Here is a 20467-nt window from a genome sequence, read left to right as displayed (position 1 = left end):
ATGAGTACCACTTTCAGGTATCGCCTCCAGGGCCCTCTGGGCGGCCTGGCCGCAGACCTGACGGCGGAGCACCGCGCCCCTGGTGCTGGTGCTGGTGCTGGTGCGGGTGAAGGGTTCCGGCTGCAGATCTACCGCAAGGTATGGCTGGCGCCTCCCCGCGGCATCAACTGGCGTGACGCCGCATGGCTCTCCTTCGGGCTCTCGGTTCACTCCTCCGACCTGTCCTCCGCGCACCCCGACGGTCTGCTCATCGAGGTCGCCGCGCTCACCTTCCCGCTCGCCCATTTCCGGTCCGAAGTGGCGGCACTGGCGATGGATGGCTGGGTGCGCAAGGAATTCGACCTTCCCGATCGCGGCCTCCTCGCTGTTTTCGACAGTGGAAGTGACGGCTATCGATTCCACTGGGGAGAGAATTCCGACCCGTTTTCGGACGAATTCTGAGGGCCGGTCATGGTGTCCGAGTGGGATTGGGGCAGCGGCGAGGGTCTGCTGGGGCTCGATGACCCCGATGAGTGGGACGCCGCGTTCGAGCGCGGCGAACCGCATCTCGGTACAGCGGTGATCGGGTTGGCATTCCAGTGCTCGCTGGAGGAGGCGTCACCGCGGATCGTCAGGGCGATGCGGTTGCCGGACCTTGGTCAGCGCGGGTTCGCGTTCACTGCGGCCGGCGTTGCGGCGCGGCTCAACGGCGAGTTGACGCCGGAGCTGTACGCCGCGCTGCGGGCGGAAGGGCCCGGGCGCATGAGCATCGCCGAGAACGCCATCGACGACACCCTCGACTACGTGCCGTTCCGGCAGCTGCCGCTGTGGCTCAAGTGGTGGAAGCTCGTGTCGAAGGTGCTGGACAAACTGGAGGCCTGGCGGCTGACCATCACGTACGCGGCTGAGGACGCCTGGAAGGCCCTGCGTCGACGCCGCTCCTGAGCGAGGGGCGTCCGCCGGAGGGCGTGTTCAGGGCCGCGCCGGAGTTGCAGGAGAGGAGCGGAGTGGTGGAACCGCAGGCCGGTGCGCGAGCCCCCGGGACTGGCTGACGCCGCAGAGATGTGGCGGCACGTGTCGACAGGTGATGACGCGGCCGAGAGCGTCCTGATGGGAGTGCGTGCTCCGTAGAACGTGCGGACGTGCGGTGGGTTGCTCGGGACGAGTACGCCGGCCGGTGGGGCGTTCGCGTTCACTGCGGCCACGACAAGGACGGCAGGGACGCTTGACGGAGTGCTGATCGCCGAGAGTCCGCGGGTCGGGGCCCAGTTGACCGGAGTCCCGCTGCGGATCACCGAACTGACACGGTCGAGATGACCAGTACCGGAGTTGACCAGCCGCGGTACGGGACACTGCTCTACTTCACCGCCGCGGAGTCCGAAGCCCCGCGGCCGGCAGCCGAGTTGGCCACCTGCCTCGCCCCGACGGGCGGCTGGTACACCGACTTCCACACCGCGACAGACACCTTCGTGGTCTTCGCGGAGAAGGTCTCCGCTACTCACGGGGTCAGGCGAAGGCCGTCGCGAGGCTCAGAGTCACGGACGTCCCGTCGGAGTCCCTGAACAGCGACTCGACTGGCAGGCCCGACCTCGGGATCCGAACTGATCTTGCATGCGAGGGACGCCGACGCCTAGTAAATTCGCTGCTGCGTACGGTTTCGTACGGGGCAGTTGTGACGGGGGTTGAGGCGTGGCGGGATATCGGCCGACGGACTGGCATGTCCTCGATCTGGAGAAGGATCCGACGCCGGGGGATCCGGTCCGGGTGAAGTCGCTGGCCAAGAGCCTGCATGACTTCGCGGACGATGTGCAGGATGCTCTGCGGCTGGTGAAGGGGATGGCGGACGAGGACGCCGTCCTGTCGATGGTCGGTAAGACCGCCGATGTGTTCCGGGACGAGTTCTCCAGCGTTCCGAAGAACCTGAAGAAGCTGAAGAAGTCGTACGACCTGGCGGGGGACGCGCTGGCCGCGTACTGGCCGCAGCTCGAACGCGCGCAGGCGCTGGCCGACAAGGCCCTCGCCAGCGGGCGCGAGGCTCAATCCGATCTCTCCTCCGCCAAGTCCCGTCTCTCGTCGGCCGACTCGTGGGTGACCCGGGCGAACAAGGAGGCGGACAAGTACAAGGAGGACAAGGACACGGGCAAGGATGTCCCGAAGCCGGACGAGTCCAAGGTCCGTGCCGCCACCCGGGACGCGCAGAGCGCCGAGTCCGCGCAGATGTCCGCCCAGTCGGATGTGACCTCCGCCTCCAACGCCCTCGACGCCGCGAAGAAGATGGCGGCGGACGCGCGCAAGATGCGCGAGGACGCGGCCGGCGAGGCGAAGCGCAAGCTGGACGAGGCGTCCGACGCGGGGATCCAGAACCGTAAGTGGTACGAGGAGGTCGGGGACTGGTTCGTCGACAACTGGGACACCATCGTCGCCGTGTGCAAGGTCGTCGTCGCCGTCCTCGGGATCATCGCCCTCATTATCGGTGGGCCCATTCTCGGCGCCATCGTGCTCATCGCCGCTCTCGTCGTCCTGGCCGACACCCTCAACAAATACATGAAGGGGCAGGCGTCCCTGTGGGATGTGGCCTTCGCGGCGCTGGACTGCATCCCGGGCATGAAGGGCCTCACCACCCTCGGCGGACTCGCCAAGGGGCTCAAGGGCCTCCGGACCATGAACGGGCTCAAGGTCGGGCTCAAGGGCATGGCCGAGGGCGTTCGCGGCATGAGCGGCGTCTTCAAGGGCGCAGCCCGCATGCCGGGTGGCCAGATCCCTTACCGGGCACTGTCCCCGAAGGCCAGGCAGCTCACCCGGGCGCTGGAGAACGGGCACATACCCATCCGGCCCGGAGAGGTGAATGTTTCCCACCTCTCCGAACTCCAGAGCTTCCACGGGGTCGAGCACGCCATCATCCAGAATCCGGCGGGAGATCTGCGTCTCTTCCGGGGGACGGAGCGGACGAGTTCCATTCCACGGGACCTCAGGGGGCAGGACTACGATTTCATCGCCCATACGCACCCCGAAGACCGAATTCCCGGACCGCCCAACCGAATAGAAGAGGCGCGAGGGATTCCCAACAGCATGTCGCGGGACCTGGAATACAAAGCGTCGGATCATATGGAAGTGGTCGTCAGCAGGGACGGGAACCTGAGATTCTTCGACGGTGCGGGAATCCGTGAGCTGCCGCAGGGGACATATCCTGAGGGTGGTCCGGTGAATCCGTTGGGGTTCATCGTTCCCGTGCGAATGGGATGACCGATGGGCACACCTGGCATGAACCGCGCCGCGGAAAGGGAAAGCTGTAATGAGTAATGAACACGCTTCGTGTGTCTTCTGCGGGGAATTCGTCCTGCACATCCCCGGGTGGGCCAGCAGCGTTCCTTCGTACCGCCTCATGCGGGCGACCTGGCAGGAGGACCACGCGTTCGTGGTCGGGTCGCTCCACTTCTCCTGCCTGCGTGCCTCGCCCGCCCGGTCGGAGTTCGCCGCCGAGTTCGCGCAGATCGCGACAGGACACGGAAGGGAGATCACGTATCAGGCGGCCGGCGAGACCCAGACCCTGATCCAGCCCGGTCTCGGCTACGTCGAGCAGATCTTCCGGGGCGACGAATGCGCCATCCATCGCAGTGACACCCGGGACAGCTGGTTCGTACAGGAGTATGCCGGGCCCTGGTACGTACTGGACCGGCCCCAGTTGGAGGACATCGCACAAGGGAAGCAGCCTCGTCTCGACCCCGGTGTGGAGCGGATCGTGCTCCCGGGCGAGCCGATGGTGAATCTCGCCGATGCCACGCTTACCGAACTCCTGGACAGCCTCGGTGTCACGGACCGGTATCCGGGTCTCGCGGCGGGGGAGCCGGAGTACGAGTTCTGGAAGTACTTCGCCCCGAAGCGCGTACTGGAGTACGCGGTGATCGCGACCCCGCCCCTGCCGACGGAGGCGACCGCGTTCCTGCGCGGCTACGCCCCGGGCTATCGGCCGATCGACTTCGACGCACTCGAACGCGACGAGCCCCGGAGCTGAGAAGGCGGACGACGCGGGCCGGGGCAGGCCCGCCCCTGCGAGCCTGTGTTTGACCTGCGTCACCCTGGGGGTATTCTCTCCGGCTCGATTGGCCAGCCGTATGCCCCGTATGGCAGACTGTCGGGGTTGCTCGGTTGAGTGCCGATGCTGCGCGCCTCCCGCCGGGAGGACCGGAAGCGAGTCCCACAGTACTCGTCGCCCCAACTGCCGTAAGGCAGCGCTGGAGCGGACGTACGGGAATCTTCCGGGAAGTGTCAGCGGGGTGCAGACCAGGCGCCCGGTGGGTGTTCAGCCCCCGGTCCAGCGGTTGTCTTTTGGGCTCAGCCGCGTCCCTCGGCAGGGAAAATCCACTCGTGGACATCTCTGTCAGCAGGAGCGCGACACGCCCGACCGCGTGGGTCGGAGGCAAGGGACGCGAACCCCCGGGTTCCAGAGCGTTAAACGAGACTAAGGACTACTGAGTAGCCATGGCGGGACAGAAGATCCGCATCCGGCTCAAGGCCTACGACCACGAGGTCATCGACAGCTCGGCGAAGAAGATCGTCGAGACGGTGACGCGAACTGGTGCGTCTGTCGCGGGCCCGGTGCCGCTGCCCACTGAGAAGAACGTGTACTGCGTCATCAAGTCGCCGCACAAGTACAAGGACTCGCGCGAGCACTTCGAGATGCGCACGCACAAGCGCCTGATCGACATTCTCGACCCGACGCCCAAGACCGTTGACTCCCTGATGCGACTCGACCTCCCGGCCGGTGTCGACATCGAGATCAAGCTCTAGGGGCCGGTGATCTGAGAATGGCTAAGCAGATCAAGGGCATCCTGGGCGAGAAGCTCGGCATGACGCAGGTGTGGGACGAGAACAACCGTGTTGTTCCCGTGACGGTCGTCAAGGCCTCCCCCAACGTCGTCACCCAGGTCCGTACGAATGACTCCGACGGCTACGAAGCGGTCCAGATCGCCTTCGGCGAGATCGACCCGCGCAAGGTGAACAAGCCCCTCAAGGGTCACTTCGCCAAGGCCGACGTCACCCCCCGCCGCCACCTCGTCGAGATCCGCACCGCGGACGCCTCCGAGTACACGCTGGGTCAGGAGATCTCCGCGGAGGTCTTCGAGGCCGGCGTGAAGGTGGACGTGACCGGCAAGAGCAAGGGCAAGGGCTTCGCCGGTGTCATGAAGCGTCACAACTTCAAGGGCCTCGGCGCCGGTCACGGCACCCAGCGCAAGCACCGCTCTCCCGGCTCCATCGGTGGCTGTGCCACCCCGGGCCGTGTGTTCAAGGGCCTCCGCATGGCGGGTCGCATGGGCAACGAGCGGGTCACCACCCAGAACCTGACCGTCCACGCCGTTGACGCGGAGAAGGGTCTGCTGCTCATCAAGGGCGCGGTTCCCGGTCCGAACGGCGGCCTCGTCCTGGTCCGCACTGCGGCCAAGGGGGCCTGAGGTAACGATGAGCACTGTTGACATCCTTTCGCCGGCAGGCGACAAGACCGGGACGGTCGAGCTCCCCGCGGAGATCTTCGACGTCGAGAAGATCAGCATTCCGCTGATCCACCAGGTCGTCGTCGCCCAGCTGGCCGCTGCCCGCCAGGGCACGCACAAGACCAAGACCCGTGGCGAGGTTCGCGGTGGCGGCAAGAAGCCGTACCGCCAGAAGGGCACCGGCCGCGCCCGTCAGGGCTCGACCCGCGCGCCCCAGTTCGCCGGTGGTGGCGTCGTGCACGGTCCCGTGCCGCGTGACTACTCGCAGCGGACCCCGAAGAAGATGAAGGCCGCGGCCCTGCGCCACGCCCTCACCGACCGGGCCCGCAACGCTCGTATCCACGTCGTCACCGGCGTGGTCGACGGCGAGATCTCCACGAAGGCCGCGAAGTCCCTGCTGGGCAAGATCAGCGAGCGCAAGAACGTGCTCCTGGTCATCTCCCGCGAGGACGAGCAGGGCCTGCTCTCCGCCCGCAACCTGCCCCAGGTGCACATCCTGGAGCCGGGCCAGCTGAACACGTACGACGTTCTCGTCTCGGACGACGTGGTCTTCACCCAGTCCGCGTTCGAGTCCTTCGTGTCTGGCCCCAAGGCCGCTGACACCGAAGGGAGCGAAGCCTGATGGCTACGCGTCACCCGAGCATTGCGCCCAAGGCGGCCAAGGCCGCCAAGGCCGCGCGCGTCGCCAAGGCGAAGCGCCACGCCACCGAGGGCAAGAACACCGTCGAGACCCCGCTGAGCAAGAGCTTCACGGATCCCCGTGACGTCCTCCTCAAGCCGGTCGTCTCGGAGAAGAGCTACGCGCTTCTCGACGAGGGCAAGTACACCTTCGTCGTGGACCCGCGGGCCAACAAGACCCAGATCAAGCAGGCCGTCCAGGCGGTCTTCTCGGTCAAGGTCACCGGGGTCAACACGATCAACCGTCAGGGCAAGCGCAAGCGCACCCGCACCGGCTTCGGCAAGCGTGCGGACAGCAAGCGCGCGATCGTGACCCTCGCTGAGGGCGACCGTATCGACATCTTCGGCCAGGCCTCCTAACGGAGCGCCCTGGTCCGAATATCGGACGAGGACTGAGAAATGGGAATCCGCAAGTACAAGCCGACTACGCCGGGCCGTCGTGGCTCCAGCGTCGCCGACTTCGTCGAGGTCACGCGGTCCACGCCGGAGAAGTCGCTGGTTCGCCCGCTGCACAGCAAGGGCGGCCGTAACAATTCCGGTCGTGTGACCGTTCGCCACCAGGGTGGTGGACACAAGCGCGCCTACCGTGTCATCGACTTCCGTCGCCATGACAAGGACGGCGTGCCGGCGAAGGTCGCGCACATCGAATACGACCCCAACCGCACCGCGCGCATCGCGCTGCTGCACTACGCGGACGGCGAGAAGCGCTACATCCTCGCCCCCCGCAACCTGTCGCAGGGCGACCGCGTCGAGAACGGTCCCGGGGCCGACATCAAGCCGGGCAACAACCTGGCCCTCCGCAACATCCCGGTCGGTACCACGATCCACGCGATCGAGCTCCGTCCCGGTGGCGGTGCCAAGTTCGCCCGCTCCGCCGGTGCCTCCGTGCAGCTGCTCGCGAAGGAGGGCCAGATGGCCCACCTGCGCATGCCGTCCGGAGAGATCCGCCTGGTCGACGTGCGCTGCCGCGCCACCGTCGGCGAGGTCGGCAACGCCGAGCAGTCGAACATCAACTGGGGCAAGGCCGGCCGCAAGCGCTGGCTGGGCGTCCGCCCGACCGTTCGCGGTGTGGCGATGAACCCGGTTGACCACCCGCACGGTGGTGGTGAAGGCAAGACCTCCGGTGGACGTCACCCGGTCTCGCCGTGGGGTCAGAAGGAGGGTCGTACTCGTTCGCCGAAGAAGGCTTCGAACAAGTACATCGTCCGCCGCCGCAAGACGAACAAGAAGCGCTAGGAGCGGGTTTAGATGCCGCGCAGTCTCAAGAAGGGGCCCTTCGTCGACGACCACCTCATCAAGAAGGTGGACGTACAGAACGAAGCCGGTTCCAAGAACGTCATCAAGACCTGGTCCCGTCGCTCGATGATCATCCCGGCCATGCTCGGCCACACGATCGCGGTGCACAACGGCAAGACCCACATTCCGGTGTTTGTCACCGAGTCGATGGTCGGCCACAAGCTCGGCGAGTTCTCGCCGACGCGCACCTTCCGGGGTCACGTCAAGGACGACCGGAAGTCGAAGCGCCGCTAACGCGGGGTGGAATCGACCATGACAGACACTGGAAGGACAACCATGGAAGCCAGGGCCCAGGCGCGGTACATCCGCGTCACGCCCATGAAGGCCCGCCGCGTGGTGGACCTTATCCGTGGCATGGATGCCACGGAGGCTCAGGCGGTCCTGCGTTTCGCCCCGCAGGCCGCGAGCGTGCCGGTCGGCAAGGTGCTTGACAGCGCCATTGCCAACGCCGCACACAACTACGACCACACCGACGCCGGCAGCCTTGTCATCTCCGAGGCCTACGTCGACGAGGGCCCGACCCTGAAGCGGTTCCGTCCGCGTGCCCAGGGCCGTGCCTACCGGATCCGCAAGCGGACCAGCCACATCACCGTGGTCGTCAGCAGCAAGGAAGGAACCCGGTAATGGGCCAGAAGGTTAACCCGCATGGGTTCCGGCTCGGCATCACCACGGACTTCAAGTCCCGTTGGTACGCCGACAAGCTGTACAAGGACTACGTCAAGGAAGACGTCGCCATCCGTCGGATGATGACGTCCGGCATGGAGCGCGCCGGCATCTCGAAGGTTGAGATCGAGCGCACCCGTGACCGCGTCCGTGTGGACATCCACACCGCGCGCCCGGGCATCGTCATCGGCCGTCGTGGCGCCGAGGCCGACCGCATCCGCGGCGACCTCGAGAAGCTGACCGGCAAGCAGGTCCAGCTGAACATCCTTGAGGTCAAGAGCCCGGAGACGGACGCTCAGCTGGTGGCCCAGGCCGTCGCCGAGCAGCTGTCCTCCCGCGTCTCCTTCCGTCGTGCCATGCGCAAGAGCATGCAGGGCACGATGAAGGCCGGCGCCAAGGGCATCAAGATCCAGTGTGGTGGCCGTCTCGGCGGCGCCGAGATGTCCCGCTCGGAGTTCTACCGCGAGGGCCGTGTGCCCCTGCACACGCTCCGCGCGAACGTCGACTACGGCTTCTTCGAGGCCAAGACGACCTTCGGCCGCATCGGTGTGAAGGTCTGGATCTACAAGGGCGACGTCAAGAACATCGCCGAGGTCCGCGCCGAGAACGCCGCTGCCCGCGCGGGTAACCGCCCGGCCCGCGGTGGCGGCCCGGGCGGCGACCGCCCGGCCCGTGGCGGTGGCCGCGGTGGCGAGCGTGGCGGCCGCGGCCGCAAGCCGCAGCAGCAGTCCGCGCCGGCTGCCGAGGCCCCCAAGGCCGACGCTCCCGCCGCCGCTGCCGCTCCGGCTGAGAGCACCGGAACGGAGGCCTGACCGAAATGCTGATCCCCCGTAGGGTCAAGCACCGCAAGCAGCACCACCCCAAGCGCCGTGGTCAGGCCAAGGGTGGTACGGAGGTTTCGTTCGGCGAGTACGGCATTCAGGCCCTCACGCCGGCGTACGTGACGAACCGCCAGATCGAGGCGGCTCGTATCGCGATGACCCGTCACATCAAGCGTGGCGGCAAGGTCTGGATCAACATCTACCCGGACCGCCCGCTGACCAAGAAGCCCGCCGAGACCCGCATGGGTTCCGGTAAGGGTTCCCCCGAGTGGTGGGTCGCGAACGTGCACCCGGGCCGGGTCATGTTCGAGCTGTCCTACCCCAACGAGAAGATCGCCCGTGAGGCCCTGACTCGCGCAGCCCACAAGCTGCCGATGAAGTGCCGGATCGTCAAGCGCGAGGCAGGTGAAGCGTGATGTCGGCCGGTACCAAGGCGTCCGAGCTGCGCGAACTGGGTGACGAGGAGCTTCTCGCGAAGCTCCGCGAAGCCAAGGAAGAGCTGTTCAACCTCCGCTTCCAGGCGGCGACCGGTCAGCTCGAGAACCACGGTCGGCTGAAGGCCGTCCGCAAGGACATCGCGCGGATCTACACCCTGATGCGTGAGCGCGAGCTGGGCATCGAGACGGTGGAGAGCGCCTGATGAGCGAGAGCAACGTGACTGAAGAGACCAACACGAGCCGCGGTTTCCGCAAGACCCGTGAGGGTCTGGTCGTCAGCGACAAGATGGACAAGACCGTCGTCGTCGCCGTCGAGGACCGCGTCAAGCACGCGCTGTACGGCAAGGTCATCCGCCGTACGAACAAGCTCAAGGCGCACGACGAGCAGAACGCTGCGGGCGTCGGCGACCGGGTTGTCATCATGGAGACCCGTCCGCTGTCCGCGACGAAGCGCTGGCGCATCGTCGAGATCCTCGAGAAGGCCAAGTAGTCCCCTTAGGGGAATACGACAGTTCCAGGATTCTCCTGCGGGGCACCCCCCGCAGGACAGTTCCGCCAGGCTCGGCAGGGGTCCGAATCCCGTACAGGACAAGGCCCCTGCCGGGAACCGGCAGACAAACAGGAGATAGACGTGATCCAGCAGGAGTCGCGACTGCGTGTCGCCGACAACACTGGTGCGAAGGAAATCCTTTGCATCCGTGTGCTCGGTGGCTCCGGTCGCCGCTACGCGGGCATCGGTGACGTGATCGTCGCCACCGTCAAGGACGCGATCCCCGGCGGCAACGTGAAGAAGGGTGACGTCATCAAGGCGGTCATCGTTCGCACCGTCAAGGAGCGCCGCCGTCCCGACGGCTCGTACATCCGCTTCGACGAGAACGCCGCCGTCATTCTGAAGAACGACGGCGACCCTCGCGGCACCCGCATCTTCGGCCCGGTGGGCCGGGAGCTGCGCGAGAAGAAGTTCATGAAGATCATCTCGCTCGCGCCGGAGGTGCTGTAAGCATGAAGATCAAGAAGGGCGACCTGGTACAGGTCATCACCGGTAAGGACAAGGGCAAGCAGGGCAAGGTCATCGCGGCCTACCCCCGCGAGGACCGCGTCCTGGTCGAGGGTGTCAACCGGGTCAAGAAGCACACCAAGGCCGGCCCGACCGCTCGCGGTTCGCAGGCCGGCGGCATCGTCACGACCGAGGCGCCCGTCCACGTCTCCAACGTCCAGCTGGTCGTTGAGAAGGACGGCAACAAGGTCGTCACGCGTGTCGGTTACCGCTTCGACGACGAGGGCAACAAGGTTCGCGTTGCCAAGCGGACGGGTGAGGACATCTGATGGCTACCACCACGACTCCGCGTCTCAAGACGAAGTACCGCGAGGAGATCGCGGGCAAGCTGCAGGAAGAGTTCTCCTACGAGAACGTCATGCAGACCCCGGGCCTCGTCAAGATCGTGGTCAACATGGGTGTGGGCGACGCCGCCCGCGACTCCAAGTTGATGGACGGCGCGATTCGCGACCTCACCACGATCACCGGCCAGAAGCCGGCCGTCACCAAGGCCCGTAAGTCCATCGCGCAGTTCAAGCTGCGTGAGGGCCAGCCGATCGGTGCCCACGTCACGCTTCGTGGCGACCGCATGTGGGAGTTCCTGGACCGCACCCTGTCGCTCGCGCTGCCGCGCATCCGCGACTTCCGTGGTCTGTCCCCCAAGCAGTTCGACGGCCGTGGCAACTACACCTTCGGTCTCACGGAGCAGGTCATGTTCCACGAGATCGACCAGGACAAGATCGACCGCGTCCGGGGTATGGACATCACCGTGGTCACCACGGCGACCAACGACGCCGAAGGCCGTGCCCTTCTCCGTCACCTCGGCTTCCCCTTCAAGGAGGCGTAAGCGAGATGGCGAAGAAGGCTCTGATTGCCAAGGCTGCTCGTAAGCCCAAGTTCGGCGTACGTGGCTACACGCGCTGCCAGCGCTGCGGCCGTCCGCACTCCGTGTACCGCAAGTTCGGCCTCTGCCGCGTGTGCCTTCGTGAGATGGCTCACCGTGGCGAGCTGCCGGGCGTGACCAAGAGCTCCTGGTAGTCCCGTACTTCGGGATTCCGGAAGCTCTCGGTAAGTAATGGGTGATGTCAGGCGCCCACCCCTTCATGGCTTAGGCTAGGAGGGTTGGGCGCTCTGACGCCCGTACGACTTACTACGCCGTAGGTCCCCGCACCGCACCCGTCCCGCCACTGAGTGGGGAGAGGGATGGCGCACTGGAAACCCCGGCGAGAGAGGCCGAAGGCCAATTCATGACCATGACTGATCCCATCGCAGACATGCTTACTCGTCTGCGTAACGCGAACTCGGCGTACCACGACGATGTCGCGATGCCGCACAGCAAGATCAAGTCTCACATCGCGGAGATCCTCCAGCAGGAGGGCTTCATCACCGGCTGGAAGGTCGAGGACGCCGAGGTCGGCAAGAAGCTCGTCCTCGAGCTGAAGTTCGGCCCGAACCGTGAGCGCTCCATCGCGGGCATCAAGCGGATCTCGAAGCCGGGTCTGCGTGTGTACGCGAAGTCCACCTCCCTGCCCAAGGTGCTCGGTGGCCTCGGCGTGGCGATCATCTCCACGTCGCACGGTCTCCTCACCGACAAGCAGGCCGGCAAGAAGGGCGTAGGCGGAGAAGTTCTCGCCTACGTCTGGTAGCGGAAGGGAACGGAAGAAGCTATGTCGCGTATTGGCAAGCTCCCCATCACGGTTCCCGCCGGCGTGGACGTCACCATCGACGGCCGTACGGTTTCGGTGAAGGGCCCCAAGGGCGCTCTCTCCCACACCGTCGCGGCGCCGATCGAGATCGCTAAGGGCGAGGACGGCATTCTCAATGTCACCCGCCCGAACGACGAGCGTCAGAACAAGGCCCTGCACGGCCTGTCCCGCACGCTGGTGGCGAACATGATCACCGGCGTGACCACGGGTTACGTGAAGAAGCTCGAAATCAGCGGTGTCGGTTACCGAGTCCTGGCGAAGGGTTCCAACCTGGAGTTCTCGCTCGGCTACAGCCACCCGATCCTGGTCGAGGCCCCCGAGGGCATCACCTTCAAGGTGGAAGCCCCCACCCGTTTCTCGGTCGAGGGCATCGACAAGCAGAAGGTCGGCGAGGTTGCGGCCAACATCCGCAAGCTGCGCAAGCCCGACCCGTACAAGGCCAAGGGTGTCAAGTACGAGGGCGAAGTCATCCGCCGCAAGGTCGGAAAGGCGGGTAAGTAAGCCATGGCATACGGTACGAAGATCGCTAAGGGCGACGCTTACAAGCGTGCTGCCATCAAGCGGCGCCACATCCGGATCCGTAAGAAGGTCAACGGAACGGCTGAGCGTCCTCGCCTGGTCGTGACGCGCTCGAACCGCCACATCGTGGCCCAGGTCATCGACGACATCAAGGGTCACACCCTGGCGTCGGCGTCGACCCTGGACGCGTCGATCCGTGGCGAGGGCGAGAAGTCGGCTCAGGCCGGCAAGGTCGGCGCACTTGTCGCCGAGCGTGCCAAGGCCGCCGGTGTCGAGGCTGTCGTATTCGACCGTGGTGGCAACCAGTACGCCGGGCGCATCGCTGCCCTGGCGGACGCCGCCCGCGAGGCCGGACTCAAGTTCTGAGTCCTGGTTCCGTAGCTAGCGGAAACAGAGAGAGGTAATTCCAATGGCTGGACCCCAGCGCCGCGGAAGCGGTGCCGGTGGCGGCGAGCGGCGGGACCGGAAGGGCCGTGACGGCGGCGCTGCTGCCGAGAAGACCGCGTACGTTGAGCGCGTTGTCGCGATCAACCGCGTCGCCAAGGTTGTGAAGGGTGGTCGTCGCTTCAGCTTCACTGCGCTCGTCGTAGTGGGCGATGGCGATGGCACCGTCGGTGTCGGCTACGGCAAGGCCAAGGAGGTGCCGGCCGCCATCGCCAAGGGTGTTGAGGAGGCCAAGAAGCACTTCTTCAAGGTCCCCCGTATCCAGGGCACCATCCCGCACCCGATCACGGGCGAGAAGGCCGCGGGCGTCGTCCTGCTCAAGCCTGCTTCCCCCGGTACCGGCGTTATCGCCGGTGGCCCGGTGCGTGCTGTCCTCGAGTGCGCCGGCGTCCACGACATCCTGTCGAAGTCGCTCGGCTCGTCCAACGCGATCAACATCGTGCACGCGACCGTGGCGGCCCTCAAGGGCCTGCAGCGTCCCGAGGAGATCGCGGCCCGCCGCGGTCTGCCCCTCGAGGACGTCGCCCCCGCGGCTCTGCTTCGTGCGCGTGCGGGAGCGGGTGCGTAATGGCTCGCCTCAAGGTCACGCAGACGAAGTCGTACATCGGTAGCAAGCAGAACCACCGTGACACCCTGCGGTCCCTTGGTCTCAAGGGGATCAACACCGTGGTCGTCAAGGAGGACCGCCCCGAGTTCCGCGGAATGGTTCACACCGTCCGCCACCTCGTGACGGTTGAGGAGGTCGACTGATCATGGCGGAGAACAACCCGCTCAAGATCCACAACCTCCGTCCCGCCCCGGGCGCCAAGACCGCCAAGACCCGTGTGGGTCGTGGTGAGGCGTCGAAGGGTAAGACGGCTGGACGTGGTACCAAGGGCACCAAGGCCCGTTACCAGGTTCCGGAGCGCTTCGAGGGTGGCCAGATGCCCCTCCACATGCGTCTCCCGAAGCTCAAGGGCTTCCGGAACCCGTTCAAGACCGAGTTCCAGGTCGTGAACCTCGACAAGCTGGGCGCGCTGTACCCGGAGGGTGGCGAGGTCACCGTCGAGGGGCTCGTCGCCAAGGGTGCCGTTCGCAAGAACAGCCTCGTCAAGGTCCTCGGCCAGGGCGAGATCACCGTGGCGCTGCAGGTTTCGGTTGACGCCGTCTCCGGCTCCGCCAAGGAGAAGATCACCGCCGCCGGCGGTACCGTCACCGAGCTCGTCTGAAATCACCAGGCGTCTCGATGACTTGAGCGATCCCGACCGGGGGTGCCCCACAAAAGGGGCATCCCCGGTTGGTCGTTCCTAGGGGAGCCGTGTCGCCGGTAAGGTGGCCTGCACTGCTAATTTCCGCCCGGTGTGACCTCTGGGAACTCAGGGCGGTTCTTAACTGTTAGTCAGCTGTCCGTTACTTATTCGTCGAACCTCAAGACCGTCACCTCTGACGCACTTGCGCGGGGGTCGCAGGAGGCACCGTGCTCACCGCGTTCGCCCGGGCGTTCAAGACGCCCGACCTGCGCAAGAAGCTGCTCTTCACGCTCGGCATCATCGTGGTCTATCGGGTTGGCACGCACATCCCGATCCCCGGTGTCGACTACAAGAACGTCCAGATCTGTATCGACGACGCGAGCCAGAACACGGGCCTGTTCGGTCTGGTCAACATGTTCAGCGGTGGCGCCCTGCTGCAGATCACGATCTTCGCGCTGGGCATCATGCCGTACATCACGGCGAGCATCATTCTGCAGCTGTTGACCGTGGTGATCCCGCGTCTGGAGGCCCTCAAGAAAGAGGGCCAGGCCGGTACGGCGAAGATCACGCAGTACACCCGTTATCTGACGGTGGCCCTGGCCATCCTGCAGGGCACCGGCCTGGTGGCCACCGCCCGCAGTGGTGCACTGTTCACCAGCTGCCCGGTCGCACAACAGATCGTGCCCGACCAGTCGATCTTCGTCACGATCACGATGGTCATCACGATGACCGCCGGTACGGCCGTCGTCATGTGGCTCGGTGAGCTCATCACCGACCGCGGCATCGGCAACGGCATGTCGATCCTGATGTTCATCTCGATCGCCGCGACCTTCCCGTCCGCGCTGTGGGCCATCAAGCAGCAGGGCAACCTCGCGGACGGCTGGATCGAGTTCGGCACCGTGATCGCGGTCGGTCTCGTCATGGTCGGTCTGGTCGTCTTCGTGGAGCAGGCTCAGCGCCGCATTCCCGTCCAGTACGCGAAGCGCATGATCGGCCGCCGGTCCTACGGCGGCACGTCCACGTACATCCCGCTGAAGGTCAACCAGGCCGGCATCATCCCTGTGATCTTTGCCTCGTCGCTGCTCTACATCCCGGCGCTGATCGCTCAGTTCGCAGGTGGGACGTCCGGCTGGAAGACCTGGATCGAACAGAACCTCACCAAGGGTGACCACCCGATTTACATCAGCACGTACTTCTTGCTGATCGTGTTCTTCGCCTTCTTCTACGTGGCTATCTCGTTCAACCCCGAGGAAGTCGCGGACAACATGAAGAAGTATGGTGGCTTCATCCCGGGCATCCGGGCTGGCCGGCCGACCGCTGAGTACCTGGGATACGTACTCAACCGGATCACCTGGCCAGGTTCGCTGTACTTGGGTCTGATCGCTCTCGTACCGACGATGGCGTTGGTTGGTTTCGGGGCAAACCAGAACTTCCCGTTCGGTGGTACCAGCATCCTGATCATCGTGGGTGTGGGTCTGGAGACGGTGAAGCAGATCGAGAGCCAGCTCCAGCAGCGCAATTACGAAGGGTTCCTCCGCTGATGCGTATCGTCCTCGTCGGGCCGCCCGGTGCGGGCAAGGGAACGCAGGCCGCGTTCCTTGCCCGGAACCTGTCGATTCCGCACATCTCCACGGGCGACCTCTTCCGTGCGAACATCAGCCAGCAGACCGAACTCGGCAAACTGGCGAAGTCGTACATGGACGAGGGCAACCTTGTGCCGGACGAGGTCACGATCGCCATGGCCAGGGACCGCATGGAGCAGCCGGACGCCGCCAACGGCTTCCTGCTCGACGGCTTCCCGCGGAACGTCTCGCAGGCCGAGGCGCTCGACCAGGCGCTCAAGGGCGACGCTGTGGAGCTGGACGCGGTGCTCGACCTGGAGGTCCCCGAGGACGAGGTGGTCAAGCGCATCGCCGGCCGCCGCATCTGCCGCAGGGATTCGAGTCATGTCTTCCACGTGACGTACAGCCCGCCGAAGAAGACGGACGTCTGCGACGCCTGTGGCGGCGAGCTGTACCAGCGGGACGACGACACCGAGGAGACCGTCCGCAAGCGCCTGGAGGTCTACCACACGCAGACCGAGCCGATCATCGACTACTACCGGGCCCAGGGCCTGGTCGTGACGATCTCGGCGCTCGGCAAGGTGGACGACGTCACCAAGCGCGCGATGGACGCCCTCAAGAGCCAGTCCGAGGGCAAGAACGACAGCGAGGGCGGCGACGACAAGTAGTCGTCCTGGCTGGTTCGGCCGCGGTGCCCTTGTGGGGCGCCGCGGCCGTACTGTTGTGTACGTAACCGAGCAGGCAGAGAAGACGGAGAGCGCGGGCCCTCATGGTGCAGATCAAGACCCCCGAGCAGATCGCCAAGATGCGTGAGGCGGGCCTGGTCGTCGCCGCCGTCCACAGCGCGACACGGGAAGCGGCGGTACCCGGGGCCACGACGAAGGACCTCGACGAGGTCGCCCGCAAGGTGCTGGCCGAGCACGGCGCCAAGTCGAACTTCCTGGGATACGGCGGCTTCCCCGCGACGATCTGCACCTCGGCGAACGAGGTCGTCGTGCACGGCATCCCGAGCGACGACGTCGTGCTCAAGGACGGCGACATCATCTCGATCGACGCCGGCGCCATCGTCGACGGCTGGCACGGGGACGCCGCCTTCACCGCCTTCGTCGGGTCCGGTCACGCTCCGGAGCTCATTGAGCTGTCCCGGGTGACCGAGGAGTCGATGTGGGCCGGGATCGCGGCCATGAAGCTGGGGAACCGGCTCGTCGACGTCTCCCGCGCCATCGAGACGTACATCCGGCGGCAGCCGAAGCCCGGCGGCGGCAAGTACGGGATCGTCGAGGACTACGGCGGCCACGGCATCGGCACCGAGATGCACATGGACCCGCATCTGCTGAACTACGTGGAGCGGCGGCGAGGGAAGGGGCCGAAGCTCGTTCCCGGGTTCTGCCTCGCCATTGAGCCCATGGTTTCGCTGGGTACGCCGAAGACCGAGGTTCTCTCGGACGACTGGACCGTCATCACGACGGATGGCACGTGGTCCTCCCACTGGGAGCACTCTGTCGCTCTGACGGAGGCCGGTCCGCTCGTGCTGACGGCTCCCGACGGGGGCAGGGCGAAGCTGGCCGAGTATGGGATCACGGCGGCTCCTGACCCTCTGGGCTGAGTTCGCTCCGTAGGGGTGGGCTGGTGCATGTGCCGCGGCTGCGGCCCTGTGGGGGCTGGTTGCGCCCACGCGGCGGAGCCGCACATCGATACAGTCCCGCGCCCCTATCGGGGGCGCCTCTGCCGGGCCCCGTTCCCAGTGATGGGGACAAGCCCGCTGCTTAGGGATCTTCCGTGCGGGGCAGGCTATCTCGATTCGTCTTTCCGAGGGCCCTGGCGTAGACTGACTCGTCGGCTCTCGTGCATCTGCATGTCTGCGTGCAGTAAGCGCGGGGTCGATCAAGGTAGTCGATTCGAAGGGCGAAGCGTGGCCAAGAAGCAAGGTGCCATCGAGATCGAGGGCACTGTCGTCGAGTCTCTTCCGAACGCCATGTTCAAGGTCGAGCTCCAGAACGGCCACCAGGTCCTGGCACACATCAGCGGCAAGATGCGCATGCACTACATCCGCATCCTCCCTGACGACCGGGTCGTGGTGGAGTTGTCTCCGTACGACCTGACCCGTGGCCGGATCGTCTACCGGTACAAGTAGATCTTGCCTGTGTCCCGTATTCCGCGGGGCGGTGGCACTGACCCGGAGAACCTCACCCAATGAAGGTCAAGCCGAGCGTCAAGAAGATCTGCGACAAGTGCAGGGTGATCCGCCGTCACGGCCGGGTCATGGTCATCTGCGAAAACCCGCGGCACAAGCAGCGCCAGGGCTGACGCACGACCGAACCCTCTGCACCCGCAGAGCTTCGCGCGACGCAAGTAGCACATGTTCATACGCAGAGCCCGGATCCACTGTTCGCAGGGATTCCGATACCCCCGGTCGGAGGCTGGGGACCCAAGTCGTACCTCATACGGCGGCTGGGAACCGGTTCTGCGGAAGACCTCCGAACGACAACTGGAGCCATTGAATGGCACGCGTTTCCGGTGTTGACATCCCGCGCGAAAAGCGCGTGGAGGTTGCCCTCACCTACGTGTTCGGCATCGGCCGGACCCTCTCGCAGAAGACGCTGGCCGACACCGGCGTCAACCCCGACACCCGCGTTCGTGACCTCTCCGAGGAGGAGCTGGTCAGGATCCGCGAGTACGTGGACAACAACTTCAAGACCGAGGGTGACCTCCGCCGCGAGGTTCAGGCCGACATCCGCCGCAAGGTCGAGATCGGCTGCTACCAGGGTCTGCGCCACCGTCGTGGCCTGCCCGTCCACGGTCAGCGCACCAGCACGAACGCTCGTACCCGCAAGGGCCCGCGTCGCGCCATCGCCGGCAAGAAGAAGCCGGGCAAGAAGTAGTCCCAGCGGACAACGCTTCATCAGCGGTCTTCGCTGTAGGACCGACCACCTCCCCGTAGGAGTTATAGATGCCCCCCAAGGGTCGTCAGGGCGCTGCCAAGAAGGTGCGCCGCAAGGAAAAGAAGAACGTCGCTCACGGCCACGCGCACATCAAGAGCACGTTCAACAACACGATCGTCTCGATCACGGACCCCTCGGGCAACGTGATCTCCTGGGCCTCCGCCGGCCACGTCGGCTTCAAGGGCTCGCGCAAGTCCACCCCCTTCGCCGCGCAGATGGCCGCCGAGTCGGCCGCCCGCCGCGCGCAGGAGCACGGCATGCGCAAGGTCGATGTCTTCGTGAAGGGCCCGGGCTCGGGTCGCGAGACGGCCATCCGTTCGCTTCAGGCGACCGGTCTTGAGGTCGGCTCCATCCAGGACGTGACGCCCACGCCGCACAACGGCTGCCGTCCGCCCAAGCGCCGTCGCGTCTGACGCACGGTTGTCTTGATTTTTCTGGGGTCCGGGCGGTATGGCCTTTCGGGGCCGTGCCGCCCGTACCCTTGTAGCTGTAACACAACGGGCTACCGCCCGGTGGCAAGGGCATCAAATAGTGGGTGCCCCTGACTGAAGGATTCACTTCATGCTGATCGCTCAGCGTCCCTCGTTGACCGAAGAGGTCGTCGACGAGTTCCGCTCCCGGTTCGTGATCGAGCCGCTGGAGCCGGGCTTCGGCTACACCCTCGGCAACTCGCTCCGCCGGACTCTTCTCTCCTCCATCCCCGGTGCGGCTGTCACCAGCATCCGCATCGACGGTGTCCTGCACGAGTTCACCACCGTGCCGGGCGTCAAGGAGGACGTCACCGACCTGATCCTCAACATCAAGCAGCTGGTCGTCTCCTCGGAGCACGACGAGCCGGTCGTGATGTACCTGCGCAAGCAGGGTCCGGGTCTGGTCACCGCCGCCGACATCGCGCCCCCGGCCGGTGTCGAGGTCCACAACCCCGACCTCGTCCTCGCCACGCTCAACGGCAAGGGCAAGCTGGAGATGGAGCTCACGGTCGAGCGTGGCCGTGGCTACGTTTCGGCTGTTCAGAACAAGCAGGTCGGTCAGGAGATCGGGCGCATCCCGGTCGACTCCATCTACTCGCCCGTTCTGAAGGTCACGTACAAGGTCGAGGCGACCCGTGTCGAGCAGCGCACCGACTTCGACAAGCTGATCGTCGACGTCGAGACCAAGCAGGCCATGCGTCCCCGTGACGCCATGGCCTCCGCCGGTAAGACGCTGGTCGAGCTGTTCGGTCTGGCCCGCGAGCTCAACATCGACGCCGAGGGCATCGACATGGGCCCGTCCCCGACGGACGCCGCGCTCGCCGCCGATCTCGCCCTGCCGATCGAGGAGCTCGAGCTCACCGTTCGGTCGTACAACTGCCTCAAGCGCGAGGGCATCCACTCCGTGGGTGAGCTCGTGGCTCGGTCCGAGGCGGACCTGCTCGACATCCGTAACTTCGGTGCGAAGTCGATCGACGAGGTCAAGGCGAAGCTCGCCGGGATGGGTCTTGCTCTGAAGGACTCGCCTCCCGGGTTCGACCCGACCGCCGCTGCCGACGCCTTTGGTGCCGACGACGACGCGGACGCGGGCTTTGTGGAGACCGAGCAGTACTAAGGGCTCGGGTCCACTGTTTGTTTTGGCTGCGGGACCGTTGTGACTGGTCGCGCAGTTCCCCGCGCCCCTCACGGGGCGCGGA

Annotated in this window: 32 protein-coding genes and 1 pseudogene; all 33 read left to right on the top strand. The window is 65.7% G+C overall.

Annotated features, from left to right (window positions below):
* The 33 genes and pseudogenes from AOK17_RS25790 (at position 1) to AOK17_RS25630 (ending at position 20385) form a co-directional block, all read left to right on the top strand.
* Positions 1-441, top strand: coding sequence for a hypothetical protein (locus AOK17_RS25790; protein ID WP_055614933.1), 441 nt, complete (start codon positions 1-3; stop codon positions 439-441).
* A gap of 9 nt (positions 442-450) precedes the next feature.
* The gene (locus AOK17_RS25785; protein ID WP_055614932.1) at positions 451-924 is read left to right on the top strand and encodes a hypothetical protein; all 474 of its coding nucleotides are present in this window, start codon (positions 451-453) and stop codon (positions 922-924) included.
* 744 nt (positions 925-1668) lie between these two features.
* Positions 1669-2697 (top strand): annotated as a pseudogene (locus AOK17_RS25780) (putative T7SS-secreted protein); the annotation flags it as partial.
* A 574-nt stretch (positions 2698-3271) separates the two neighbouring features.
* Entirely contained in the window at positions 3272-3991 is a 720-nt protein-coding gene (locus AOK17_RS25775) for a hypothetical protein (protein WP_055614930.1), read from the top strand.
* Positions 3992-4458: 467 nt separating this feature from the next.
* The gene (gene rpsJ, locus AOK17_RS25770) at positions 4459-4767 is read left to right on the top strand and encodes a 30S ribosomal protein S10 (protein WP_003948644.1); all 309 of its coding nucleotides are present in this window, start codon (positions 4459-4461) and stop codon (positions 4765-4767) included.
* 17 nt (positions 4768-4784) lie between these two features.
* The gene (gene rplC, locus AOK17_RS25765; protein ID WP_055614929.1) at positions 4785-5429 is read left to right on the top strand and encodes a 50S ribosomal protein L3; all 645 of its coding nucleotides are present in this window, start codon (positions 4785-4787) and stop codon (positions 5427-5429) included.
* Positions 5430-5436: 7 nt separating this feature from the next.
* The gene (gene rplD / locus AOK17_RS25760; protein ID WP_055614928.1) at positions 5437-6090 is read left to right on the top strand and encodes a 50S ribosomal protein L4; all 654 of its coding nucleotides are present in this window, start codon (positions 5437-5439) and stop codon (positions 6088-6090) included.
* Positions 6090-6506, top strand: coding sequence for a 50S ribosomal protein L23 (gene rplW, locus AOK17_RS25755; protein WP_055614927.1), 417 nt, complete (start codon positions 6090-6092; stop codon positions 6504-6506). Before rplD ends, rplW begins: the two co-directional genes overlap by 1 nt.
* 39 nt (positions 6507-6545) lie before the next feature.
* Complete coding sequence (rplB, locus tag AOK17_RS25750; protein ID WP_055614926.1) at positions 6546-7382, top strand: 50S ribosomal protein L2; 837 nt, start codon at positions 6546-6548, stop codon at positions 7380-7382.
* A gap of 12 nt (positions 7383-7394) precedes the next feature.
* Complete coding sequence (gene rpsS, locus AOK17_RS25745) at positions 7395-7676, top strand: 30S ribosomal protein S19 (protein WP_006376029.1); 282 nt, start codon at positions 7395-7397, stop codon at positions 7674-7676.
* 42 nt (positions 7677-7718) lie between these two features.
* The gene (rplV, locus tag AOK17_RS25740) at positions 7719-8066 is read left to right on the top strand and encodes a 50S ribosomal protein L22 (protein ID WP_006604878.1); all 348 of its coding nucleotides are present in this window, start codon (positions 7719-7721) and stop codon (positions 8064-8066) included.
* Positions 8066-8917 (top strand): 30S ribosomal protein S3, encoded by an 852-nt coding sequence (gene rpsC, locus AOK17_RS25735; RefSeq protein ID WP_055614925.1) that lies wholly within the window; start codon positions 8066-8068, stop codon positions 8915-8917. The genes rplV and rpsC overlap by 1 nt, the downstream gene beginning before the upstream one ends.
* 5 nt (positions 8918-8922) lie before the next feature.
* Positions 8923-9342, top strand: coding sequence for a 50S ribosomal protein L16 (gene rplP, locus AOK17_RS25730; protein ID WP_055614924.1), 420 nt, complete (start codon positions 8923-8925; stop codon positions 9340-9342).
* Complete coding sequence (gene rpmC, locus AOK17_RS25725) at positions 9342-9566, top strand: 50S ribosomal protein L29 (RefSeq protein WP_003998824.1); 225 nt, start codon at positions 9342-9344, stop codon at positions 9564-9566. Before rplP ends, rpmC begins: the two co-directional genes overlap by 1 nt.
* A complete protein-coding gene (rpsQ, locus tag AOK17_RS25720; protein WP_055614923.1) occupies positions 9566-9853 on the top strand; it encodes a 30S ribosomal protein S17 in 288 nt (95 codons plus the stop codon). The genes rpmC and rpsQ overlap by 1 nt, the downstream gene beginning before the upstream one ends.
* A 141-nt stretch (positions 9854-9994) precedes the next feature.
* Positions 9995-10363, top strand: a complete 369-nt coding sequence (gene rplN / locus AOK17_RS25715) for a 50S ribosomal protein L14 (RefSeq protein ID WP_003992364.1) — start codon at positions 9995-9997, stop codon at positions 10361-10363.
* A gap of 2 nt (positions 10364-10365) precedes the next feature.
* Complete coding sequence (gene rplX, locus AOK17_RS25710) at positions 10366-10689, top strand: 50S ribosomal protein L24 (protein ID WP_055614922.1); 324 nt, start codon at positions 10366-10368, stop codon at positions 10687-10689.
* Positions 10689-11246 (top strand): 50S ribosomal protein L5, encoded by a 558-nt coding sequence (gene rplE, locus AOK17_RS25705; protein WP_055614921.1) that lies wholly within the window; start codon positions 10689-10691, stop codon positions 11244-11246. The genes rplX and rplE overlap by 1 nt, the downstream gene beginning before the upstream one ends.
* A gap of 5 nt (positions 11247-11251) precedes the next feature.
* A complete protein-coding gene (locus AOK17_RS25700) occupies positions 11252-11437 on the top strand; it encodes a type Z 30S ribosomal protein S14 (protein WP_003948630.1) in 186 nt (61 codons plus the stop codon).
* Between the two features lie 209 nt (positions 11438-11646).
* Complete coding sequence (gene rpsH / locus AOK17_RS25695; protein WP_055614920.1) at positions 11647-12045, top strand: 30S ribosomal protein S8; 399 nt, start codon at positions 11647-11649, stop codon at positions 12043-12045.
* Positions 12046-12066: 21 nt separating this feature from the next.
* Entirely contained in the window at positions 12067-12606 is a 540-nt protein-coding gene (gene rplF / locus AOK17_RS25690) for a 50S ribosomal protein L6 (RefSeq protein ID WP_055614919.1), read from the top strand.
* A 3-nt stretch (positions 12607-12609) separates the two neighbouring features.
* Positions 12610-12990 (top strand): 50S ribosomal protein L18, encoded by a 381-nt coding sequence (gene rplR, locus AOK17_RS25685; RefSeq protein WP_055614918.1) that lies wholly within the window; start codon positions 12610-12612, stop codon positions 12988-12990.
* Positions 12991-13033: 43 nt separating this feature from the next.
* Positions 13034-13636 carry a 30S ribosomal protein S5 gene (gene rpsE / locus AOK17_RS25680; protein ID WP_055513610.1) on the top strand — a complete coding sequence of 201 codons (603 nt, stop codon included), beginning with the start codon at positions 13034-13036 and terminating at the stop codon, positions 13634-13636.
* The gene (rpmD, locus tag AOK17_RS25675) at positions 13636-13818 is read left to right on the top strand and encodes a 50S ribosomal protein L30 (protein WP_006376032.1); all 183 of its coding nucleotides are present in this window, start codon (positions 13636-13638) and stop codon (positions 13816-13818) included. Before rpsE ends, rpmD begins: the two co-directional genes overlap by 1 nt.
* A 2-nt stretch (positions 13819-13820) precedes the next feature.
* Positions 13821-14276 carry a 50S ribosomal protein L15 gene (rplO, locus tag AOK17_RS25670; protein ID WP_055614917.1) on the top strand — a complete coding sequence of 152 codons (456 nt, stop codon included), beginning with the start codon at positions 13821-13823 and terminating at the stop codon, positions 14274-14276.
* Positions 14277-14524: 248 nt separating this feature from the next.
* Positions 14525-15838 carry a preprotein translocase subunit SecY gene (gene secY, locus AOK17_RS25665; RefSeq protein ID WP_055614916.1) on the top strand — a complete coding sequence of 438 codons (1314 nt, stop codon included), beginning with the start codon at positions 14525-14527 and terminating at the stop codon, positions 15836-15838.
* Complete coding sequence (locus tag AOK17_RS25660) at positions 15838-16527, top strand: adenylate kinase (RefSeq protein ID WP_055614915.1); 690 nt, start codon at positions 15838-15840, stop codon at positions 16525-16527. The genes secY and AOK17_RS25660 overlap by 1 nt, the downstream gene beginning before the upstream one ends.
* A 101-nt stretch (positions 16528-16628) precedes the next feature.
* Positions 16629-17465, top strand: a complete 837-nt coding sequence (gene map / locus AOK17_RS25655) for a type I methionyl aminopeptidase (protein ID WP_055614914.1) — start codon at positions 16629-16631, stop codon at positions 17463-17465.
* A 306-nt stretch (positions 17466-17771) separates the two neighbouring features.
* On the top strand, positions 17772-17993 hold the full coding sequence (gene infA / locus AOK17_RS25650; RefSeq protein ID WP_003948620.1) for a translation initiation factor IF-1: 222 nt from the start codon (positions 17772-17774) through the stop codon (positions 17991-17993).
* Between the two features lie 59 nt (positions 17994-18052).
* On the top strand, positions 18053-18166 hold the full coding sequence (gene rpmJ, locus AOK17_RS25645) for a 50S ribosomal protein L36 (RefSeq protein WP_003998809.1): 114 nt from the start codon (positions 18053-18055) through the stop codon (positions 18164-18166).
* Positions 18167-18360: 194 nt separating this feature from the next.
* Positions 18361-18741, top strand: coding sequence for a 30S ribosomal protein S13 (gene rpsM / locus AOK17_RS25640; RefSeq protein WP_055513621.1), 381 nt, complete (start codon positions 18361-18363; stop codon positions 18739-18741).
* A 68-nt stretch (positions 18742-18809) separates the two neighbouring features.
* On the top strand, positions 18810-19214 hold the full coding sequence (gene rpsK, locus AOK17_RS25635; protein WP_003956432.1) for a 30S ribosomal protein S11: 405 nt from the start codon (positions 18810-18812) through the stop codon (positions 19212-19214).
* A 148-nt stretch (positions 19215-19362) separates the two neighbouring features.
* On the top strand, positions 19363-20385 hold the full coding sequence (locus AOK17_RS25630; protein WP_003966937.1) for a DNA-directed RNA polymerase subunit alpha: 1023 nt from the start codon (positions 19363-19365) through the stop codon (positions 20383-20385).
* The last annotated feature ends 82 nt before the right edge of the window (positions 20386-20467 follow it).

The organism is Streptomyces phaeochromogenes, from assembly GCF_001418655.1.
Taxonomy (GTDB): domain Bacteria; phylum Actinomycetota; class Actinomycetes; order Streptomycetales; family Streptomycetaceae; genus Streptomyces; species Streptomyces phaeochromogenes.
This window is presented reverse-complemented; position numbering and strand designations above follow the sequence as displayed.

Bases quoted from the DNA above. Each gene is read 5' to 3' on its own strand.
- AOK17_RS25700 (WP_003948630.1), top strand. From the start codon at position 11,252: ATGGCGAAGAAGGCTCTGATTGCCAAGGCTGCTCGTAAGCCCAAGTTC.
- rpsS (WP_006376029.1), top strand. From the start codon at position 7,395: ATGCCGCGCAGTCTCAAGAAGGGGCCCTTCGTCGACGACCACCTCATC.
- AOK17_RS25630 (WP_003966937.1), top strand. From the start codon at position 19,363: ATGCTGATCGCTCAGCGTCCCTCGTTGACCGAAGAGGTCGTCGACGAG.
- rpmC (WP_003998824.1), top strand. From the start codon at position 9,342: ATGTCGGCCGGTACCAAGGCGTCCGAGCTGCGCGAACTGGGTGACGAG.
- rpsC (WP_055614925.1), top strand. From the start codon at position 8,066: ATGGGCCAGAAGGTTAACCCGCATGGGTTCCGGCTCGGCATCACCACG.
- rplX (WP_055614922.1), top strand. From the start codon at position 10,366: ATGAAGATCAAGAAGGGCGACCTGGTACAGGTCATCACCGGTAAGGAC.
- AOK17_RS25775 (WP_055614930.1), top strand. From the start codon at position 3,272: ATGAGTAATGAACACGCTTCGTGTGTCTTCTGCGGGGAATTCGTCCTG.
- rplP (WP_055614924.1), top strand. From the start codon at position 8,923: ATGCTGATCCCCCGTAGGGTCAAGCACCGCAAGCAGCACCACCCCAAG.
- rpmJ (WP_003998809.1), top strand. From the start codon at position 18,053: ATGAAGGTCAAGCCGAGCGTCAAGAAGATCTGCGACAAGTGCAGGGTG.
- rplF (WP_055614919.1), top strand. From the start codon at position 12,067: ATGTCGCGTATTGGCAAGCTCCCCATCACGGTTCCCGCCGGCGTGGAC.
- rpsJ (WP_003948644.1), top strand. From the start codon at position 4,459: ATGGCGGGACAGAAGATCCGCATCCGGCTCAAGGCCTACGACCACGAG.
- map (WP_055614914.1), top strand. From the start codon at position 16,629: ATGGTGCAGATCAAGACCCCCGAGCAGATCGCCAAGATGCGTGAGGCG.
- AOK17_RS25790 (WP_055614933.1), top strand. From the start codon at position 1: ATGAGTACCACTTTCAGGTATCGCCTCCAGGGCCCTCTGGGCGGCCTG.
- rpmD (WP_006376032.1), top strand. From the start codon at position 13,636: ATGGCTCGCCTCAAGGTCACGCAGACGAAGTCGTACATCGGTAGCAAG.
- rplD (WP_055614928.1), top strand. From the start codon at position 5,437: ATGAGCACTGTTGACATCCTTTCGCCGGCAGGCGACAAGACCGGGACG.
- rpsK (WP_003956432.1), top strand. From the start codon at position 18,810: ATGCCCCCCAAGGGTCGTCAGGGCGCTGCCAAGAAGGTGCGCCGCAAG.
- rpsH (WP_055614920.1), top strand. From the start codon at position 11,647: ATGACCATGACTGATCCCATCGCAGACATGCTTACTCGTCTGCGTAAC.
- rplO (WP_055614917.1), top strand. From the start codon at position 13,821: ATGGCGGAGAACAACCCGCTCAAGATCCACAACCTCCGTCCCGCCCCG.
- rplC (WP_055614929.1), top strand. From the start codon at position 4,785: ATGGCTAAGCAGATCAAGGGCATCCTGGGCGAGAAGCTCGGCATGACG.
- rpsE (WP_055513610.1), top strand. From the start codon at position 13,034: ATGGCTGGACCCCAGCGCCGCGGAAGCGGTGCCGGTGGCGGCGAGCGG.
- rpsM (WP_055513621.1), top strand. From the start codon at position 18,361: ATGGCACGCGTTTCCGGTGTTGACATCCCGCGCGAAAAGCGCGTGGAG.
- rplW (WP_055614927.1), top strand. From the start codon at position 6,090: ATGGCTACGCGTCACCCGAGCATTGCGCCCAAGGCGGCCAAGGCCGCC.
- rplV (WP_006604878.1), top strand. From the start codon at position 7,719: ATGGAAGCCAGGGCCCAGGCGCGGTACATCCGCGTCACGCCCATGAAG.
- rpsQ (WP_055614923.1), top strand. From the start codon at position 9,566: ATGAGCGAGAGCAACGTGACTGAAGAGACCAACACGAGCCGCGGTTTC.
- AOK17_RS25660 (WP_055614915.1), top strand. From the start codon at position 15,838: ATGCGTATCGTCCTCGTCGGGCCGCCCGGTGCGGGCAAGGGAACGCAG.
- rplR (WP_055614918.1), top strand. From the start codon at position 12,610: ATGGCATACGGTACGAAGATCGCTAAGGGCGACGCTTACAAGCGTGCT.
- rplE (WP_055614921.1), top strand. From the start codon at position 10,689: ATGGCTACCACCACGACTCCGCGTCTCAAGACGAAGTACCGCGAGGAG.
- rplB (WP_055614926.1), top strand. From the start codon at position 6,546: ATGGGAATCCGCAAGTACAAGCCGACTACGCCGGGCCGTCGTGGCTCC.
- AOK17_RS25785 (WP_055614932.1), top strand. From the start codon at position 451: ATGGTGTCCGAGTGGGATTGGGGCAGCGGCGAGGGTCTGCTGGGGCTC.